17 protein-coding genes are annotated in these 19,214 nt (G+C 39.6%); 2 read left to right on the forward strand and 15 right to left on the reverse strand.

The features are described from left to right. Positions 1-6: 6 nt before the first annotated feature. The 10 genes from NBX03_RS12885 to NBX03_RS12930 form a co-directional block, all read right to left on the reverse strand. Entirely contained in the window at positions 7-795 is a 789-nt protein-coding gene (locus NBX03_RS12885) for an ABC transporter ATP-binding protein (protein ID WP_250228170.1), read from the reverse strand. Between the two features lie 14 nt (positions 796-809). Beyond that, positions 810-1,592, reverse strand: coding sequence for an ABC transporter permease (locus NBX03_RS12890; protein ID WP_250228171.1), 783 nt, complete (start codon positions 1,590-1,592; stop codon positions 810-812). Then, a complete protein-coding gene (locus tag NBX03_RS12895; protein ID WP_250228172.1) occupies positions 1,589-2,407 on the reverse strand; it encodes an ABC transporter ATP-binding protein in 819 nt (272 codons plus the stop codon). Before NBX03_RS12895 ends, NBX03_RS12890 begins: the two co-directional genes overlap by 4 nt. 14 nt (positions 2,408-2,421) lie before the next feature. Next, on the reverse strand, positions 2,422-3,591 hold the full coding sequence (locus NBX03_RS12900; RefSeq protein WP_250228173.1) for a UxaA family hydrolase: 1,170 nt from the start codon (positions 3,589-3,591) through the stop codon (positions 2,422-2,424). Between the two features lie 2 nt (positions 3,592-3,593). Further along, on the reverse strand, positions 3,594-3,878 hold the full coding sequence (locus NBX03_RS12905; protein ID WP_250228174.1) for a UxaA family hydrolase: 285 nt from the start codon (positions 3,876-3,878) through the stop codon (positions 3,594-3,596). A gap of 12 nt (positions 3,879-3,890) precedes the next feature. Continuing rightward, entirely contained in the window at positions 3,891-5,135 is a 1,245-nt protein-coding gene (locus NBX03_RS12910) for a LeuA family protein (RefSeq protein ID WP_250228175.1), read from the reverse strand. Positions 5,136-5,498: 363 nt separating this feature from the next. After that, positions 5,499-6,404, reverse strand: a complete 906-nt coding sequence (locus NBX03_RS12915; RefSeq protein WP_250228176.1) for a phosphate acyltransferase — start codon at positions 6,402-6,404, stop codon at positions 5,499-5,501. Further along, complete coding sequence (gene buk, locus NBX03_RS12920; protein ID WP_250228177.1) at positions 6,401-7,477, reverse strand: butyrate kinase; 1,077 nt, start codon at positions 7,475-7,477, stop codon at positions 6,401-6,403. Before buk ends, NBX03_RS12915 begins: the two co-directional genes overlap by 4 nt. A gap of 21 nt (positions 7,478-7,498) precedes the next feature. Further along, the gene (locus tag NBX03_RS12925; protein WP_250228178.1) at positions 7,499-8,503 is read right to left on the reverse strand and encodes a GntR family transcriptional regulator; all 1,005 of its coding nucleotides are present in this window, start codon (positions 8,501-8,503) and stop codon (positions 7,499-7,501) included. Between the two features lie 638 nt (positions 8,504-9,141). After that, complete coding sequence (locus NBX03_RS12930; protein ID WP_250228179.1) at positions 9,142-9,873, reverse strand: DUF2225 domain-containing protein; 732 nt, start codon at positions 9,871-9,873, stop codon at positions 9,142-9,144. A 315-nt stretch (positions 9,874-10,188) separates the two neighbouring features. Between NBX03_RS12930 and NBX03_RS12935 the strand changes: the two genes are divergently transcribed. After that, the gene (locus NBX03_RS12935; RefSeq protein ID WP_250228180.1) at positions 10,189-11,325 is read left to right on the forward strand and encodes a toxic anion resistance protein; all 1,137 of its coding nucleotides are present in this window, start codon (positions 10,189-10,191) and stop codon (positions 11,323-11,325) included. Positions 11,326-11,754: 429 nt separating this feature from the next. Here the strand turns inward: NBX03_RS12935 and NBX03_RS12940 are convergent, their stop codons facing one another. Beyond that, positions 11,755-12,225, reverse strand: a complete 471-nt coding sequence (locus NBX03_RS12940; RefSeq protein ID WP_250228182.1) for a nucleotidyltransferase family protein — start codon at positions 12,223-12,225, stop codon at positions 11,755-11,757. Between the two features lie 261 nt (positions 12,226-12,486). Between NBX03_RS12940 and tnpA the strand changes: the two genes are divergently transcribed. Next, complete coding sequence (gene tnpA / locus NBX03_RS12945) at positions 12,487-12,942, forward strand: IS200/IS605 family transposase (protein WP_250227317.1); 456 nt, start codon at positions 12,487-12,489, stop codon at positions 12,940-12,942. Positions 12,943-13,260: 318 nt separating this feature from the next. Here the strand turns inward: tnpA and glmS are convergent, their stop codons facing one another. The 4 genes from glmS to cdaA form a co-directional block, all read right to left on the reverse strand. Beyond that, positions 13,261-15,081, reverse strand: coding sequence for a glutamine--fructose-6-phosphate transaminase (isomerizing) (gene glmS / locus NBX03_RS12950; protein ID WP_250228183.1), 1,821 nt, complete (start codon positions 15,079-15,081; stop codon positions 13,261-13,263). Between the two features lie 13 nt (positions 15,082-15,094). Then, a complete protein-coding gene (glmM, locus tag NBX03_RS12955) occupies positions 15,095-16,444 on the reverse strand; it encodes a phosphoglucosamine mutase (RefSeq protein ID WP_250228184.1) in 1,350 nt (449 codons plus the stop codon). A 415-nt stretch (positions 16,445-16,859) separates the two neighbouring features. Beyond that, the gene (locus NBX03_RS12960) at positions 16,860-18,236 is read right to left on the reverse strand and encodes a CdaR family protein (protein WP_250228185.1); all 1,377 of its coding nucleotides are present in this window, start codon (positions 18,234-18,236) and stop codon (positions 16,860-16,862) included. After that, entirely contained in the window at positions 18,223-19,107 is an 885-nt protein-coding gene (cdaA, locus tag NBX03_RS12965) for a diadenylate cyclase CdaA (RefSeq protein WP_250228186.1), read from the reverse strand. Before cdaA ends, NBX03_RS12960 begins: the two co-directional genes overlap by 14 nt. Positions 19,108-19,214: the final 107 nt, after the last annotated feature.

Raw genomic sequence — 19,214 nt, forward strand, 5'->3', positions numbered from 1 at the left:
CCTCCCCTATTTAACGGTCGAAAGATCGATCTCTCCGATAAGCGCAGTTATTTTTTCCTCATATTCGATGAATTTGGGATCTGCAATTATGGATAAATCCCTTGGGTATGGGAGATCTATCTTAACTTCCTCAAGAATTTGACCGGGATTCGTAGACATAACGTATACCTTTGAGGACATAAGCACGGATTCACGAACATTATGGGTTATAAACACGATGGTCTGGCTGAGCTTTTCCCATATGCTGAGGGTCTCTAAGTCAAGCTGTTCCCTTAGCATATCATCAAGGGCACCGAAGGGTTCGTCCATAAGAAGAATCTCCGGCTTAATGGCCATCCCTCTTAAAACTCCTACCCTTTGAAGCATTCCGCCTGAAAGAGCCGACGGCCGAAGGTCTGCACACTGGCTTAACCGCCCTATTTCTATAAGCTCGTCTACGTATTTATCCCATTCTTCGCCTTTAAGCCCTACTATTTTCTGTGGAAAAGCGATATTCTCCCGTAAAGTAAGCCATGGAAGGAGATTCGGCCTTTGGAAAATAAATCCCATTTTACGAATTACCGACTTTGGAACATTCTTTTCATACTTATAGCCGTCTACGATAATTTCTCCTGAGGTAGGCTCTATAATATCGCATATCAGCCGGACAATCGTCGATTTTCCGCAGCCGGAAGGGCCTACGATAGACACAATGGATTTTTCAGGAATCGTTATATTTATATCCTTTAATGCGTGTATCGTCTGACGCTTCGTCTTGTATATTTTATTAACATTATTCAGAACAATTTTATCCATTTTACCCTACCTCACTATCGTGTCCAGGTTACGAGTTTCTTTTCAAAAATTTCTACGATTAGAAACATAACGCGGCCTGTAATACCTACAATCAGGATACAGCCCCATACAATAGGCATTTTCAAAAGCCCGCTGAAATACTGAACAGCAAAGCCCATGCCTACCTTTCCTGCAATAAACTCTATACCTATGGTGTTAAGGATTGAAAATGTACAGCCAAGGCGAAGCCCTGTAAAAATCTCCGGCAAAGCACTTGGAAAAACAAATTTAAAGAATCTTTGGGCTCTTGTTGCTCCGTAGCTTTCCGCAAGGTCCAGAAGCCTGCTTTCAACATTTACAAAGCCTGAAAGGGTATTCAGCGTAATAATAGACGCTACGTTCATAAATACGGGAATAGCCCTGTATTCTATGTCAAAGCCTACCCAAACCATGTATATCGGTATAATTACCATAGTAGGCAAAGTAACAAGAACCGTAATCAGAGGAGAAAGTGCCCTTATGGCAAGCTTTGACTGGGAAATTAAAGACGCCAGCAAAATTCCGAAAGATACCCCTGAAATATACCCGATGGCAATGATTTTTACGGTAGCAAGCCAGTGAACAAGAAGCTCTGATTTAAAATACTTCATCGTTTCTTTTACTATAATATGGGGCGCCGGAATAACCACAAAAGAGATATCAAAGATATAAACTGCGGCTTCCCAGAAAATAAGTATAATTAAGAGCATCATCAGGCCGGGCCAGCTATTTCGCCATGAGCTTGAAAGTCTGTTTTTTAAAGCGTTTTTATCTTTCATACGCACCCCTCTTCCTTCTGCTCCCGCTGATACTGCCTGCTTACGATTTCGATCATCTGCTTACGAAGCATCTGGAACTGGGGATCGAAAGCAACTTCTTTCGTACGCTTGTTAAAGGGAATATCTACATTTACAATGTGCTCTATTCTTGCCGGCTGTTCAGAAAGAACTAAAATACGGTTTGAAAAAAGCAGTGCTTCGTCGATGCTGTTGGTAACAATTACAATGGTGTTTTTACTTCTTTCAAATATTTGAAGAAAATCCAGCCTTAACTTTTTGCGGGTAAGAGCATCTAACGCGCCGAAAGGCTGGTCAAGAAGAAGAAGGTCCGGCCTTAAAGCCAGTGCCCTTGCGATTCCTACACGCTGCATCATTCCTCCCGAAAGCTCCTGAGGGAGGGCCCTTCTGTAATTTGAAAGTCCTACGATTTCAAGGGCCTCGTCAATACGTGCCTTATTATCGGCTTCGTCCTTAAAATAGTGCATTTCCAGCGGAAGCTTCAAATTATCTTCTACGGAACGCCATGGCTGAAGATTATTCTCCTGGAAGACAAAGCCGATGCGTTGTTTAATGGATTTCGGCATTTTCTTCGAGCAGTCTGTTCCAAAAACAGAAAGACTGCCTTCATCTGCCTGTGTTATGCCGCCTAATATTTTCAGAAGAGTGGTTTTACCGCAGCCGCTGGGGCCCATAATACCGATTACCTCCTGAGGAGCGGCGGAAAATGAAAATTTATCTAAAATGACCTGCTTTTCCTTTTTTCTGGAAAAGGCCTTGCTAACGTCAGTTATTTTAAAAACCGACTCACCCATCATTTTGCCTCCCTACTTTAAAGAATACAAACATCCTTGCCCCGGCGTCTGATGGCAAATTCCCGACAGCAGTTTTCTTCGCTTTTTGTTTCTTTTCCGTTAACCACATCAATCATAAAATCATACATGCGCCCTGCAACAGTCTCAAGGGTTTCGCTTTCGTAAACTACAGTTCCTGCGTCAACGTCAATCAGGTCCGGAAGATTCTTTGCAATCTGCGAATTGCTTGAAACTTTGATTACAGGCATTATGGGGTTTCCTGTAGGAGTACCTCTGCCTGTTGTAAAGAAACAAAGCTGCGCTCCTGATGCTGCCAAAGCAACCATAGACTCTACATCATGCCCGGGGCCTTCCATGATAACAAGCCCCTTGGACTTGGGAATTTCGCCGTGATATACCACTTCGGAAATTGGTCTCGAACCGCCTTTTTTAATGCAGCCAAGGGATTTTTCTTCAAGGGTCGTAAGCCCGCCTTCAATGTTTCCGGGGGAAATATCCCTTAAATTATTGCTCCCCACTCTGGCTAAATTCGATTCCGTCTCGTCCATATATTTCTTAAGCAGTTGTCTTGTTTCATCGTCTTTACAGCGTTCATAAAGATCTTCTTCCGCCCCTATGAACTCTGTAAGCTCCGTAAGAAAGGCTGTGCCTCCTTCGTCAACGACCCTGTCAACCATAAGACCCAAAGCCGGATTTGCCGTAAGGCCGGAATAGCTGTCGGAAGCGCCGCACTGAGTGCCTACAAGAAGGTCGGATATTTCCATGGGCTCTCTTTCCATTTTTTCAAGCTTTAAAAGATACTCATCTATGATTTTTCCGGCGGATTCAATAGTGTTTTTCATGCCGCCTTCCTTTTGTATCACTAAGCATGCGGTTAAATCATTTGTTTCCTTTGTCTTTTCATATACATAGGAAATTTTTGCCGTTTCACAGCCAAGACCTATGATTAAGGCAGCCCCTACATTGGGGTTTGAAGCAACACCTGCAAGGGTTTTTTCAATCTCCTCATTGCTTACATAATCAAAGGTGCAGCCATAAGGATGGCTTATGGTCATTATTTTATCTCCGTAAATGCGCCCGAGGGCTTCTACAACGCCATTGGCGCATACTACAGTAGGTATTACCAGAAGGTGATTGCGGATACCAAAGCGTCCGTCTTTTCTTTTATAACCCATTAGCTTCTGCATTTTTATTCACCTGCCTTTTCTTTTCCCCGGCGGCTCAGAAGATTATGCACATGAACATGCTCTCCCACACAAACATCCGCCGACATAACCCCGATAGAGGCTCCATACTTAAAAGCAGTTTCTCCCTTTTTAATGTCTTTTACCGCAAATTTATGGCCCATGGGGATTCTTTGCCGGCAAATAATCTTTTCTTCAATATAAGGGTCGTTTATCTCAAAGCCTTCTTCCATATCTAAAAGGGCCGTAGCCACATTGTCCTTAGGGTCCAAAACTATAAATGCTTTCATAGGGGTCTCCTCCTATTCAGGTTTTACGATTTCTAAAAACTCCTCGTCTGTAAGCACTCTTCTCTTAATCCTGGATACTTCTTTAACCTTTGCAAGGGTTCCTTCAAAGTCAAATGTATCGTCATAGGAAACGCCAAGCTTGTCAAGATAATACTGGATATTATCTTTTCCGCTGGAACCGCCTAAAACAATATGAATAGGCTCTCTGCCTGTTACGGTCGGAAGGTAAGGGGCCATTGCAGCACTTATTCCCGCGTTTTCCATACGGGTTTTGGCCTGAACAACCACGCCTGATTCAAGCCAGAAAAGCTTTTTGCCGGTTACAGGCTTATTTGGCGGTGTTACGATTCTTGTGATTTCTTCAATGCGCTTTGTTATTTTATCTACATACTGAATATTCGTTCCTGATTCAATATTTAAAAGCACTTTCAGCGCTGTAATAACCTCTTCTGTAGCAACGTTTCCTGTACGTTCCCCAAGACCGTTTATGGAAGAATGGATTCCGTCAACGCCTGCATATACAGCCTCTAACACAGCACCCATAGCCATACCGAACTCATTATGTACATGGAATTCCATAGGGCATGAAAATTCCTTTTTAAATTCTCTTACAGCCCTGCCTACGGCTCTCGGTGTCGCTACGCCGAAGCTATCGGTAAATACCACGGATTCAACAGGAACTCTCTTTACGATTTCCCTGTAAACGCGCATTACGCTTTCAAGAGGACTTCTTGTTACGTCCCAGCCCATAAATGTAACTTTCATTCCTTTATTAAAGGCATGGTCAGCAGCCTTAAGCACCCTGTCTATGACCTTCTGTTCGTCTGCATTGTAACCGTAAACATTGGTATAAGGATTTACCGCATGTTCAACAATGACTCTGCTAAGTTTTGCCTCTGCTGCATAATCAATATCATCGGTTCTTGCCCTGCAAAAGCCTACAAGCTCGGATTTAAGGCCCATTTCGCTAAGTTTCTGGGAAGCTCTTACAATATCTTCCGAAACAATCGGCATTCCTACTTCAATGCTTTTTACGCCTAAATCATTAAGCATCAGCGCTATTTCCATACGCTCTTCTTCAGTCCAGTTAAGCCCTACAGTCTGCTCCCCATCACGAAGGGTAACATCATGGATATAAATGCTTTTAGGCAATGTGTCTGTCATAACACCTTCTTCAAAGTTCATAGGGGACGCCCACTTTGTTTCGTCATACCAAGGCGTTCCTTGCATTTTAAAATCATCAAATTCTTTAAACATATAAAGCCTCCTTAAATCAATATCTTCTTAAACCTACAAAGTAATTTCAGTAAATTTCTTAAAATTTATACCTAAGTAAAATAGTTTAATTACAGGAACAAAAACCGTATATTTCATACTTACTGAACCTGAAAACATTTATAGAGAAGCTGTAAAGAGTTTTCAGGTAAACGTTCTTTTATAGTCAGCAAAGACCTTTTCAGCTTTGTTGACTATGAATGGTTTAATATAAGTGCTTCTATTATATTGAGCCGTTCATGAAAAATAGGTTTTTGTTACTGCCTTAAGGCTATTTTACTGTATACGCAGATTTGATTTTGTTTAAACGAACTGATTAAACAAAAGCAAATTCACGTAAGACTGTTATGCATTATTTTTGCTTAGCTCATAATTCAAGCATGCAAGATAAAGGGTTCGCATTCTTTCGTCTTCACTTGCCGAACGGGAGGTAAAAACCACTGGGCAGGAGGTTCCGTATAAAACCCCGGCAGCAGGCAATCCTGCAATGTAAATCAGCCCTTTGCAAAGTAAGTTTCCTGAATCAAGGTCCGGCATAATAAGTGCATCTGCGTTGCCGGCTACGTCATTTTCAATTTTTTTAAGGCTTGCAGCCGCCTGAGATACTGCATTGTCAAGGCCTAAGGGACCGTATACGAAGCAGTCGTTCCTTGATTTAAAGCATTCCGTAAGGTTTTTAGCGTCCACAGTGGATTCCATTTTAGGGTTTACATTTTCCACACTTGAAACTACTGCAATACGAGGCTTTTCTATGCCAAGCTTCTTTAAAAAATCTATGGTATTATCCGTAATATGTATTTTTTCCTCTAAAGAAGGTTTGATTGCAATGCTTGGGTCGGATATGAAAAGAGCGCTTCCATCGGGCTTGTGTATCGCATATATATGGGAAATCCTCCGGCCCGGCATCATCAGCTTATTTCTTATAATCCCTCTGAGAAGCTCATCGGTATGGATACTGCCCTTCATTAAAATATCGCATTTTCCGTCATTTATAAGCTTACACGCTATATCTGCAGCGTCTTCTGTCCTGGAAGGAATCATATTTACGTCTTCTTCCTTAAGGCCGCTCAAAGAAAGGGCGGTTTTGATTTTTTCCTCTTCTCCTACAAGCCACAGCTTTATAATGCCTTCTTTATAAGCTTCTTCAAGCATTCTTATAATAACGCCGTCATAGGGGGCAGCGACCGCCAGCCTGTATCCGGCTTTGGAATTTTTTATTTTTTCATAATATATATTTAAATTGATGCTCATAATACCCTCCCCGAAGGATAATGAAGCCTTTCTACTTCTCCTTCTAATGCGCCTAAGGTTCTTTCAATGAGGGCCTCCATTTCAAAGCTTCCGGGATAAATTCTGACAGAGGCACAAGGCGAAAGCACAGCGCTTAATTCCTTTGTTACATATTGGGAATGGGCTATTCCTCCCGTAAGAGCCGCTCCGTCTATCTTGAAGTCTGCAACGGCTAAAAGAGCGCCCATGCTTTTTTTCTGCTGGTATACATAGGCTTCAAGAAGAATTTCACATTCCTCGTCTTTTTCCATTGCTTTTTCTTCTAAAATATCAAAACGTTTGGTTCCTAAATAAGAATAGATTCCGCCTGAGCCTTCCACCCATTTTGAAACCGTTTCAATGGGATTATTGCCGCAGAGGCGAAGCATTTCCGTCATAGGCAGGCTTCCTGAGCGCTCCGGCGTAAATGCCCCTTCAAAATCATTTATAAGGTCTACCATTTTCCCATTAATATGGAGGGAAATACTTGCTCCGCCGCCCATATGGGCAATTAAAAAACGGGATTCTTCATATTTTCTTCCCAAATCTTCTGCAAGCTTTCTTGCAACATATTTTGAGTTAAGCGCATGGCCTAAAGATTTTCTTTCTGTGCCTTTAAGGCCGGAAATACGGGCCACAGGGCTAAATTCGTCTACTGAAATAGGGTCTACTACAAATACGGGGCAATTGGATTGCTCTGCTAGTCTTTTCCCTACAAAAACTGAAAGGCGAGAGGCATGGTCGCCCTCTGTTGTTCTATTAGAGTCCGAAAGAAGTTCGTCATTCACCTCATATGTACCGGAAGGTATGGGGCGGAGCCTTCCGCCACGGCAAGCAACGGCTCCGCATTTTGAAATATCTGCCCCTTCCTCCCTAAGCCAATCTTTAATTGCTTTATATCTGAAATCAATTTGCTCCCCTACGGGAAGACTAAGCTCAGACTCACTATGGGAAAGTTTCTTCTTTAAAAGCCTTCCGTCTGAAAGCCTTACTCCTGCTTCACTGGAGGTAGAACCTAAGTTCACACCGACTATTATCCTCTCTTGATTTTTCATAATTCAACGCTCCGGTTCTTTTTATTTTTTGCTGGAAGCTCCTGATATGGCACGTTTTGCCTGTTCGCTTTCGTACATGGCCAAAATCTGTTTAAGCATTGTTACAGATGTGGCCTGTAAAGCATTTTTATATTCTATTATGATTTTTCCTGTTTCTTCGAAGGCTTCCCTGTCTTTTTGCAAAGCATATTTTGATACTACGAGAACTTCCACATTGTTCATTACAGTATGGAAATCTTCCATATCGTTAAGGCTTGCGGTAAAAAGCTTTTTCTTTGGTATCCCCAAATCGACCAGTACATTTAAAAGACCTTCTGTTCCGCTGGGGTTTATACATACGATTGCAATATTAAAGGAGCTGTCAAGCTGTCTTATCTGATTGACCACCGAAAGATAAGGGCCGAAATCAAGGGCATATATATTTTCTTTTTTAAGCTTGCTTTTTACCTCGGCATAATGGCCTATGGTTGTCATAATAATGTCATATTTTTCAAGCTCCAGGCCTTCCCCGCCTTTTATAAGCCTTTCATCGTCAAGCAAAATACCATCTACGTCAAGCTCTACCTCTCTTTGAACATCTTCGATATATTGCTTAAGAGCATAAGGGTTACAGTCTACAAAAAGGCCTTTCCTTTTTGGCGCGTCGCCCCTAATCATTTCGGCAAAGGCCATGGCAACGACTTCATTGCTGTCAAAGCCCAAAGTGTTTGCCTTCTGAAAAAGCTCCGATATAATCTCCAGAAGCGTTTCCGTCTGCTTTTGCTTCGCTACATCCATTCCGCCTTTCACAAATGTGCCGGAAGATGCAAAGGTCTCCACAATACCTTCTTCTTCAAGCTTCAGATAAGCTCTTGAAATGGTATGCCTATTTACATTTATAAGGTCTGACATCTGTCTTACGCTTGGAAGTTTATCGCCTACTGCAAGTTCCCCTGCCAATATTTGATTCTTTATTTGCATATAAATCTGCTCGTGAATAGGAATGCTTACTTTCTTATCCACTCTAACGCCAAAATCTGCGTTCATCCAGTACCCCCACAATCTATATAAAGGCTCAGATATGTAAAATAATATATCCGGCACTATTATTTATACCAGATAATTTAATTAAGTACAACCTGAATTCTCAATCAGCTTCCATATAAATATCTTAAATCGCCTGATTATACCTATAATCTGGCAAACAGAAGAATAAGATCCGTCTGTCCCTATCAAAGGATACAGTAGTTTATAAATATCCTTTGTTTCCCAAAGCTTATACTGGTATATTTATCATGACGATTTTTAACTGAATCTGTTACCACATATTATGCCAGTTAAGTATCGTTTATGCAATACCTTAACATGGATTTTGTTATCCTACTGATTATTTTTAATTTTTATATACTTTTTAAATATAAAACAAGGCTTTAAATCGATAATTTATATGCAAAACTTCTAATTTGTTAGATTTAAGTAATTTCAAATTTTTGCATTATGTAAATTTCCGTAAAAACCAAAAACACAAATCCACACCATTTAACTATGACAATTTTAATCGAATCTTTCATTATTTTGTCCTGAAACTTATACCAGAATGAAAATTCCCCATAGATTGTAAAGATGGTTTATATCTTTACAATCTATGGGGAAACTCTTTTGCCATTGAAATTTACTATATGTATTTACTGTTCTTTTTTCTTTTTTTCTGCCGCTTCGGCTATTTTCTGCCTTAAATCGTTTTTAAGATCCTCTGCTCTCTTTTTAAGCCTTGGATTAATATTTTGCTCCGCTACAATCTCATATATCCATCTTGAGGATTTTTCATACTCACCGCATAAATAGTTAATAGCACCTATTAAGTATCTATAAGTATAGTTATCCATTGTGCATATGGGAAATTCCTCCTCGGTATATGCAGCTTCAAAACCTAATGCGGCAGACTCTAAAAATTTCATTTCTTTTTCTTTATCCCCTAGGTCTCTGAATAACCATGCGGTCTTTAAACATAAATAGGCCTTTTCGCTTTTCAGCGATTCCTTTATATCGGCACAGAAAAATGCCTGCTTTATCATTGCTAAAGTTTCCTTTGCAGTATAGACTGCAGGATACTTTACCGAAGTGTACTGCTTGCTAAGCTCAGTAACAAGCTTATCCCTTTGAGCCCTCTTAAGAGTATCAAAAAATATGGCATCGGCGGCGTATCCACATTGGCTGCAGGTGGTTATGTCGTAATACAAAGGGTCCACAGGCTCATAATAATGCCTTAAATCAATATCCGAACCCACGTTTTTTATTTTTATCTTACGCACTATGGAATGTTTAAAATGGCTTTCGCAAACCGGGCAAGTGGCCTCTTTTTCCACTACATATCTCTCATTAATCAGTTCTTCAGCCGTTTTATTGGTTTCACTCAAATTCATCATTCCTTTAATGGTATATTAGCAGTCTAATTTCACTGAATAATTATATTATAGCATAAACTTGTTTTTTCTCATACATTTCTTTAAGAATTTCTGTATTTTACGCTAACATACAAAAAGCATGAATATTAATTTTATATAAATGATGTTGAAAACTTAAAGCGCTTTATCCATCGGTTTTCTTTTATTCTGTACTTCATAAGCATAAAATGATAAAATAAATCAATGCCCTTTTATTTCTGATTATTTGCATTTAAAGGGCTTAATTTCCATATATATGGGTAAAATCAACTTAAAGGAGGATATACAATGGAAGAGATTAAATTAGAACTTTCCCCGGGTCCGGAGCTTGTGCCAAATACATTGAATTCTATTGAAAAGGAAGCGAAAACCGAAAGCAACGCCCTCTCTTTTGAAGGCCTCACTGAAGAAGAAAAAAATGCCGTAAAAGAATTTTCCACTAAAATAGACATTACAAACAGCAGTCAGATAATAACCTACGGAGCCTCCGCTCAAAATAAAATCGCACAGTTTTCAGACTCGGTTCTTAGAAACGTAAAAACAAAGGACCTTGGTGAAGCAGGAAAGCTTATTTCTAACCTTGTAGTTGAAATTCAAAATTTTGATGCCACAGGAGAAGAAAAGAAAGGCTTTTTCAGCTTTTTATCAGGAGCAAAGAAGACCATGGATAGAATGGTTGCAAATTTTAACAAGGCGGAAACAAATATAGATAAAATATCCGATAATCTTGAAAATCATCGCCGCCAGCTTCTTAAGGACATTGAATTATATGATTTGATGTTTGAAAACAATTACGTATATTTTAAAGAGCTTAATTTATATATTGTAGCCGGTAAAGAAAAGCTTAGAGAAATCAATGAAGAAGTAATCCCTGCTTTAAGGGCAAAAGCCGAAGCAAGCGGAGATGAGGTTGACGCGCAAAAGCTTAATGATATGATAAACGCCGCAAATAGGTTTGAAAAGAAAATCCACGACCTTATGCTAAGCCGTACAATTTCTTTGCAGATGGCCCCCCAAATAAGACTTCTGCAAAATAATGACGCTCAGCTTGCGGATAAAATCCAGTCTTCTATCGTAAATTCCATTCCCCTTTGGAAAAATCAAATGGTCATTGCCTTAGGCCTTGCCAATTCCAAAGCCGCTTTGGAAACACAAAAGAAAGTTACGGAAACTACCAATGAACTTCTGAGAAAGAACAGCGAAATGCTGAAGCAGGGCTCCCTTGAAGTAGCAAAGGAAAGCGAAGAAGGCATCGTATCCATAGATACCATTAAAAAGACAAATCAAGACCTTATAGACACCATAAACGGCATTCTTGAAATTCAGGAAAAAGGCCGCCAGGATAGAATTGCCGCAGAAGCAGAACTTTATAATATCGAGCAAGAGCTTAAGCAGGCTCTTCTTGCAACAAAAGCACAGAATTAATATAAATATTTTTAAATGCCTCCGGTATAATTTAATTATCGATTTTATGATTTTAATAAAAGCAGCAAAAGCCCATGGGCTTTTGCTGCTTTTTACTTTTGTTATTATATAATAAATTAAGGCTTATAATAAGTTTAAAGTTAAATGATAACAAAACCCTACATTCCATTTGACTCAAAAATATATTCTTTCTGAAGAAGATCCGTATTTTTAATCTATTAGCGATAGGTTATATCACTTCTTTGCAAGAAACTACCATACATACTTAGAAAGCCTTAGCAATTACTTAAAATCAAATATAGTAGATTAAAAAACGGTAATAAAGCAGTATATTCACACAAACTTTTATTACTTCTTCATAATAAATTTACCATAATCCTTCACAAACTAATCTTTTAATATTTAATATTATAAGATTTTAAAAAGGATTTAATTCGATTTATTATATTCATCTATCATTTTAACCTTTTTTGTCCGCCCCATAAGATAATAATAATTTCGCCACTCTGAAACCGATTGCAGAGGAATCTTTATCCCGTTCAAAAGCGTAAAATCTTCTATGTTAGCTTCTTCAATAGGAAAGTAATAATCCTCTCCTCCAAATACGATGATAAAGCCTGCCATAATATCAAATTCTACCCCGTCTATAATATATTCCAAAAAGTATTTCGTCTTATATTCATCATTTGGAATTCTTTCTTTGCCTTCTCCTAAGGGAAGAAGTATTTCCTTAACTTTATCCACATCTTTTTCAGAAACCAAAATGTCAATATCGTTAAAGGTATCTGAAATCCCTTTAAAATATAAAAGCAAAGAGGCCCCCACAGCCCAGTTTATTCCTTTATTGTTAAACTCCCGTGCTATTTTTTTAAGGACTTCAAGTTTATGCGCAATATCCATTTTATACCTCCTGAAATAAAGCTATAGAATAGAGTATATCATAAGCATCAGGTTCACTCATGTGTTTTCTTTTATATATTAAAAAAGGCAGCCATAGCTGCCTTTTTATTTTATGGCTTAAGCCAGTTGAGCTCGCATAGCGTGCGAAACAAAAAACTACCCGCTATGCGGGTAGAGGACCAAAAGGTTCTACCACAAGAAACACCTTTCCAATAGAATAGTGAGTGTTCAAGCCACTATGCAGAAAGGAAAGGTGTTTCAATGGCAAACCAACATAATAGTTTGTCCCACACAAAGTGGATGTGCAAATATCACATTGTGTTCACTCCAAAGTATAGACGTAAAATCATCTTCAATCAATATCGAGAGTCGATTGGGAAAATTCTTCGAGAGTTATGCGGCTACAAAGGCGTAGAACTGATCGAAGGTCACCTGATGCCAGATCATGTGCATATGTTAGTGAGCATTCCACCAAAGATCAGCATTTCAAGTTTTATGGGATATCTAAAAGGGAAAAGTGCCCTGATGATTTTCGATCGACATGCAAATTTGAAGTACAAGTTTGGGAATCGGCATTTTTGGTCAGTTGGCTATTATGTCAGTACGGTAGGACTGAACGAAGCTACCATCCAGAAATACATCAGAGAACAAGAGCAACATGACATTGCTCTAGATAAGCTGAGTGTCAAAGAATATGAAGACCCCTTTAGGGGTTAGCTGGTAATACAAATAGCCCTTAAGGGCTAAGCAAAAGAGGCAAGGGCATAGGGGCTTGAACTTAAGTGAAAGCCAGCATCTTGAGATGCTGGCCGGTAACAAGGCCTTACAGGCCTAGCTCAAACCACCCTTTTAAGGGTGGTCATGATTTATGTATCGTAAATTTTCATAAAGAAGAAGAACCCAAAGCCTCAAAAACACAGATTTCTTTCGAAAGCATAATGAAATTGCCTTTATACAGAAACAAATAATGAAGCTTTCATATATAAAATTAAATGAAGGCAATTTTATTACTGTTTTACTTTGAATTTATTTTATTTATTCCACCGTCACCGACTTCGCCAGGTTCCTCGGTTTATCCACGTCATTGCCAAGGCCTGAAGCCATGTAATAGGCGAAAAGCTGTTGGGGAATATTGGAAAGAATGGAGCTAAAGAGATAGCTGGTTTTTGGGATATAGAATACATCGTCTGCGGTGCTTCCTATAAGCCCGTTATCCTCTGTGGTAATAGCAAATACTTTCGCCCCTCTTGCCTTACATTCTTTAAGGTTTGAAATGGTTTTTTCAAAAAGCTCTTTTCTCGTAAGGTGGCCTACGATAAGAGTGCTTTCTTCAATGAGGGCTATGGGGCCGTGTTTAAGCTCACCGGCAGGGTACGGCTCCGAATGGATATAGGCTATTTCTTTAAGCTTTAAAGAGCCTTCAAGACTTATGAGGTAGTCAAGGCCTCTTCCTATGTAAAATACATTTTTAACGTTAAGGTATTTATCGGAAAGCTCTTTAAGCTTTCCTGCCTTTTGAAGGACGGTATTCATTTTCTGGGGAAGCTCTTTCAGCTCACTGGCATAACCTCTGTATTCTTCCATAGAAATTTTATTGAGCTTAAGACCGAAGAAAAGCCCCAGTAAATACATAGCGGCTATTTGGGCGGAAAATGCCTTTGTGCTTGCTACGGCAATTTCAGGTCCGGCAACCGTATATAAAACATAGTCTGCTTCTCTTGCGATGGAGCTTCCAACAACATTTACAACCGCAAGGGTCTTTGCCCCTTTTTCTTTCGCAAGCCTTAATGCAGCAAGAGTATCGGCTGTTTCGCCGGATTGAGACACTACGATAACAAGGGTTTTTTCATCTATAATAGGATTATTGTATCTGAATTCACTTGCTATGTCGGTAAAAACAGGGATTCTGCAAATACTTTCTATGACGGATTTTCCTATTCCTGCTGCATAAGAAGCCGTGCCGCAGGCGGACATATATATTTTGTTGACATTTTCCATATTAAGGTCAATATGGTCTAAAACAATGCCGTCTTCTTTAAGCCTTCCCGAAAAAGTATCCTTAACAACCTTTGGCTGCTCGTATATTTCTTTTAGCATAAAGTGGTCAAATCCACCCTTTTCAGCAGCTTCAACGTCCCAGTTTACTTTAAATATTTCTTTTTTTACGACATTTTTATTCCTGTCGTATACGGTAACCCCATCTTTTTTAACTACGGCTATTTCTCTTTCTTCCAAAAGGTAAATATCCTTTGTGTAGTTTAAAATAGCCGGCATATCCGAAGCAATGAAATTTTCCCCTTCTGAAAGACCTACCACAAGAGGGCTATCCTTTCTTATGCCTATCAGCATATCCGGGTAGCTGTCGCATATTACCCCGAGAGCATAAGAGCCTTCTATTTTATCTACAGCCTTTATTACGGCGTCTAAAAACTCCATTCCCAATTTTAAATAAAAATCGATTAAATGAGCCACCGTTTCCGTATCCGTTTCGGAAACAAATTTATAACCTTTTTCTTCAAGCTCTTCTTTCAGATAAAGATAGTTTTCTATGATTCCGTTATGAACAACCGCCACAGAAGAGCCTTGGCTTAAATGGGGGTGGCTGTTAATATCCGAAGGTGCGCCGTGGGTTGCCCATCTGGTATGGCCAATGCCCAAAGAGCCTTCAAGGCTTTTGTTTTCAAGAATTTCTTCAAGAGCCTTAAGCCTTCCCTTTGTTTTCACTATATTTATATTGTCATTATGAAGAACCGCCACTCCGGCCGAATCATATCCTCTGTATTCAAGCTTTGAAAGCCCGTGCAAAAGTACCGGAACTGCCTTTTTATCGCCTATGTAACCAACTATCCCGCACATATTATTCCCCCAGTTAGCCTAGAATACGTTCAATTAAATCTGCAACCTTACGAGCTTCTTTTTCAAGCTCCTTAGGGTCTTCTCCTTCTATCATTACCCTTACAAGCGGCTCTGTTCCCGACGCCCTTATGAGAACCCTGCCTCTGTCTTTAAACCTTTCAGAAACTTCTGCAACCGCTGAATTTATTTCATGGTTTTTGTCAAAATCCTTTTTATTTTCCTCTTTTACTTTGGCATTGATAAGAACCTGCGGAAGCACTTTCATAACCGTATTAAGCTCAGAAAGCTTCTGGCCTGTTTTATGCATGATTTTAAGCATTTGTACAGCCGTGAGAATTCCGTCTCCTGTTGTATTATGGTCAAGGAATATAATATGGCCTGACTGTTCTCCGCCAAGGCATGCACCTATTTCAAGCATTCTTTCAAGAACATAGCGGTCTCCTACGGAAGCCCTTTCAATATTAATGCCGTTTTTCTCGCCCATGTGGAAGAGGCCTAAATTGCTCATTACTGTAGCAACAAGGGTATCATTTTTAAGAATTCCTTCTTTTTTAAAGTAAGTTGCGAAAATAGACATCATTTCGTCGCCTTCAACAATCTTTCCATTTTCATCTACCATAAGACATCTGTCGCCGTCGCCGTCAAAGGCGATGCCGATATCCATATGATTATCTCTTACGTATTCCACAAGAGAAGTCATATGGGTTGAACCGCAGTTTTTATTGATATTGATTCCGTCTGGTGATGCATGAATGGTATGTACGTCGGCTCCAAGATTCTTCATTACCATAGGGGCCGCCTGATATGTAGCGCCGTTGGCACAGTCAATGGCTACTTTCATGCCTTCTAAATTTATGTCTTCCGCCTGATCTACGATAAAGTCAACATAATTTAATACTGCGTCGTGCCTTAGCATCTTTCTTCCCAGGTTTTCCGAAGGGTTTGGAAGGCTGTCATAAGAATTTTTTATAATATCTTCTATCTCGTCTTCAAGGCTGTCGGAAAGTTTGTAGCCTTCGCTTGAGAAAAACTTTATGCCATTGTCCTTTGATGGATTATGGGATGCGGATATAACCACCCCTGCGTCCATTTTATAATGCCTTACGAGGTAAGCCATGCCGGGCGTAGGGATAACCCCTAAAGGTATGACATTCGCTCCTACGGAGCACATGCCTGCTATCAGAGCGGCCTCCAGCATATCTCCTGATTCTCTCGTGTCCATTCCTATTATTATATTCGCCTTGCGCCTTTTTTCTTTCGTAAGCACATAAGCGCCGGCCTTTCCGAGCTTAAATGCAAGCTCCGGCGTAAGCTCTTTGTTTGCAACGCCTCTAATACCGTCAGTACCAAATAATCTACCCATATTGACCTCCTAATAAAAAAATATAGAAGAATTTTTTCATATTATACATGAACGTCTTTCTAACGGAAAGCGTTTTTATATAATATTAAAAAAATATTAATTAAATTCCACCGGTTACAGCATATTAAAACGAAAGCTTGGAGTAATGCAAGTCTTGAGCCTTTTTAAGCCCAAAAATCTGCTGCAATCCTATTATAATAAATTTCAAGTTAAACAGTAATGAAAAGCATATATTCACTTTGGTTCAAAATGTGCTGTTTCCGAAGGAAAGCCGTATTTTTGAATCCATAGTGAATGAGTTTTTACTACTTCCCTTATAAGATAAGAGGATTTACTATAACAAAAGCAAATTTCTTATAAATATTAAATAAGGGACAAATCAGGTTTGATATTCTGATTTTGTCCCTATTGTAATTTAAGGCTCTGGTGGTGTTTCGGAAGGCTCTTCTTCCGGCGGTTCCGAAGGTTCTTCCGTAGGCGGGATATTTGTTTCGGTTGGGGGTTGCGTTTCCGCCTCCTCTGCCTCACCTATAATTACTTTTATTTGCGGTGTTTCGCCTACTATAGTTACCCCCTCAGGAAGTATAAATTCAACATCTACATAATGGGTCCCCTGTTCAAGGTTTTCTATATTAAAGCTTCCTGAAAGTCCGTTATCATCTATAGAGGCCATTACCCTTTCAACACCCTTAAGCTGTACGCTTATCTCTTCATCGAATGTAGCGTTATTCCTGTCACCTATAACTGCAAGGGTAGAAGATTCCACACTTAAGGTCTTTGTTATTTCTCTTTCAAGAAAGACTGTAACCGTTACTTCATGAGGTGTTCCGTTTTTAACATTAAGATTTGTGGGCCGTAGGAAATCTCTGACGTCTCTTGTGAACACCTGGTCGGAGCTTGCCCCGGATATGCTTACAGGCTCTATGGCAATTTCCTTAAGTGCCTCGATTTCTTCAGTTTTACCTACTACGTCTATAAATTCAGGGTCGATTTTCACATTGGTTATGGTATATCCATTGGCTGCGTACCCGATTATCTCAGGCTTCTTCACAGGAATACGGCCCTGCTTATAAATAGGTATATTCGCTGAAACCTCAAGAGCACTTAATTTCACCTTGTTGGTTATATCATTATCGTTTATATCTGTTACAACAGGCTTTAAAAGGTCCTGATAATCTTCCGTGGCTCCGTCAAGGCTTGCTTCAACGTTTATAGTTTCTATAGAATCGAGAATACTCTTAGCACCGCTCACATTAATGACAGAAGGGTCTAAGGCGGCTTCTCCCGCAACATAGCCCTGGGCAGGCTTTTTGGAAATAATGATGTTTACGGGAACTTCCTTCGTTTCATAATAATCTAATATAACATTTACACTGCTGGGTGTAAGCTTTAATATTTCCGTTTCTGCTTCTAAGGTTTGCGGTATATCAAAGTCTATTTGTATCGGCAGCTCTTTACCTATTTTATCCGGAGAAACAACGGTAAAATTCTTCATATCGATATAAGCTGAAATATTCGATTTGGAAAGCCTTGTGGTAAGCACCTTTCTAGTGGCTCTAACTCTGATTCTGATAGTGGCACTTTTAAGGGCATCTTCGTTTAAAAGCACAAGGTCATTCTGATTTAAAGCGTCCATCCCTATAATTTGAAGGGGAACGAGGTAATCCTCCGCCAAAACAGGGTCTTCTATATTTACAGCTATAAGCCAAAGCATCACAGCCATAACAAGGGCTACGCCCTTCCATAATATATTATTTGTAAAAAGCGCTTTTATCTTCTCAAACATTGTCATGATGCCTCCTTAAAAAGCTGAATTTTTTCTTTTCGCTTCTTGCCGCATCACCTAAAAGCTGTCTTCTTAAATCCTCAGGAGACTGCCTCGTCTTTATTTTGCCGCCTATGGCGATACTTACTCCCCCTGTTTCCTCGGAAACAACAATAGCGATACAGTCGGAAACCTCGCTTGCGCCTACGGCAGCTCTATGCCTTGTTCCAAGCTCCTTTCCAATCTCTGTTTGAGTAAGGGGAAGAATACAGGAAGCCGCGGCTATCCTATTATTTCTGATAATAACAGCTCCGTCATGAAGAGGGGTTTTGTCCTCAAATATATTTATAAGAAGGGGAGATGAAATAGTAGCGTCTATGGATATGCCTGTCTGCTCCAAATCTCCCAGCTTAACATCTCTTTCAATAAGTAAAAGGGCACCTGTTCGAACCTTAGCCATAGCAAAGCAAGATTTTATAACCTCATCTACGGTGTTTTCCGATATTTGAACATAGTCTTTTTCAAGAGCGCCGAAAAACGGTATGGTTAATCTGCCTTTTCCGAGCTGCTCAAGGGCTTTTCTAAGCTCCGGCTGGAAAAGGATTATAATAGCTAAAATTCCCACGTTTATCGCCGTCTTAATAAGCCATGAAACCGTAGTAAGGCCAAAGCTTAAGGCAACCGCTGCCATTACCAGAATCACTACTACGCCTTTAAATAAGGACCAGGCTCTTGTTTCCTTTATCCATAATATAATCTTATAGATAAAATAAGCTACAATTATTATGTCAATTATATCAATAAAAGAAATCCTCGTAACGCTCAGGCTTGAAATATCAAAGGTAGCGAAGGATTTATTCAAATATGTGGATAAGTTTTCTTTAATTGCATTCAGCATAATAAACACCCGGCCTTATTTTTAACGATTTATACATCAATAATTACTGCTGCTGAGTATGGTAAATTTAAAATTGAATAATAACAAAAATTATATATTTTATGTTA

The organism is Anaeropeptidivorans aminofermentans (genome assembly GCF_940670685.1).
GTDB classification, from domain to species: Bacteria; Bacillota; Clostridia; order Lachnospirales; family UBA5962; genus Anaeropeptidivorans; species Anaeropeptidivorans aminofermentans.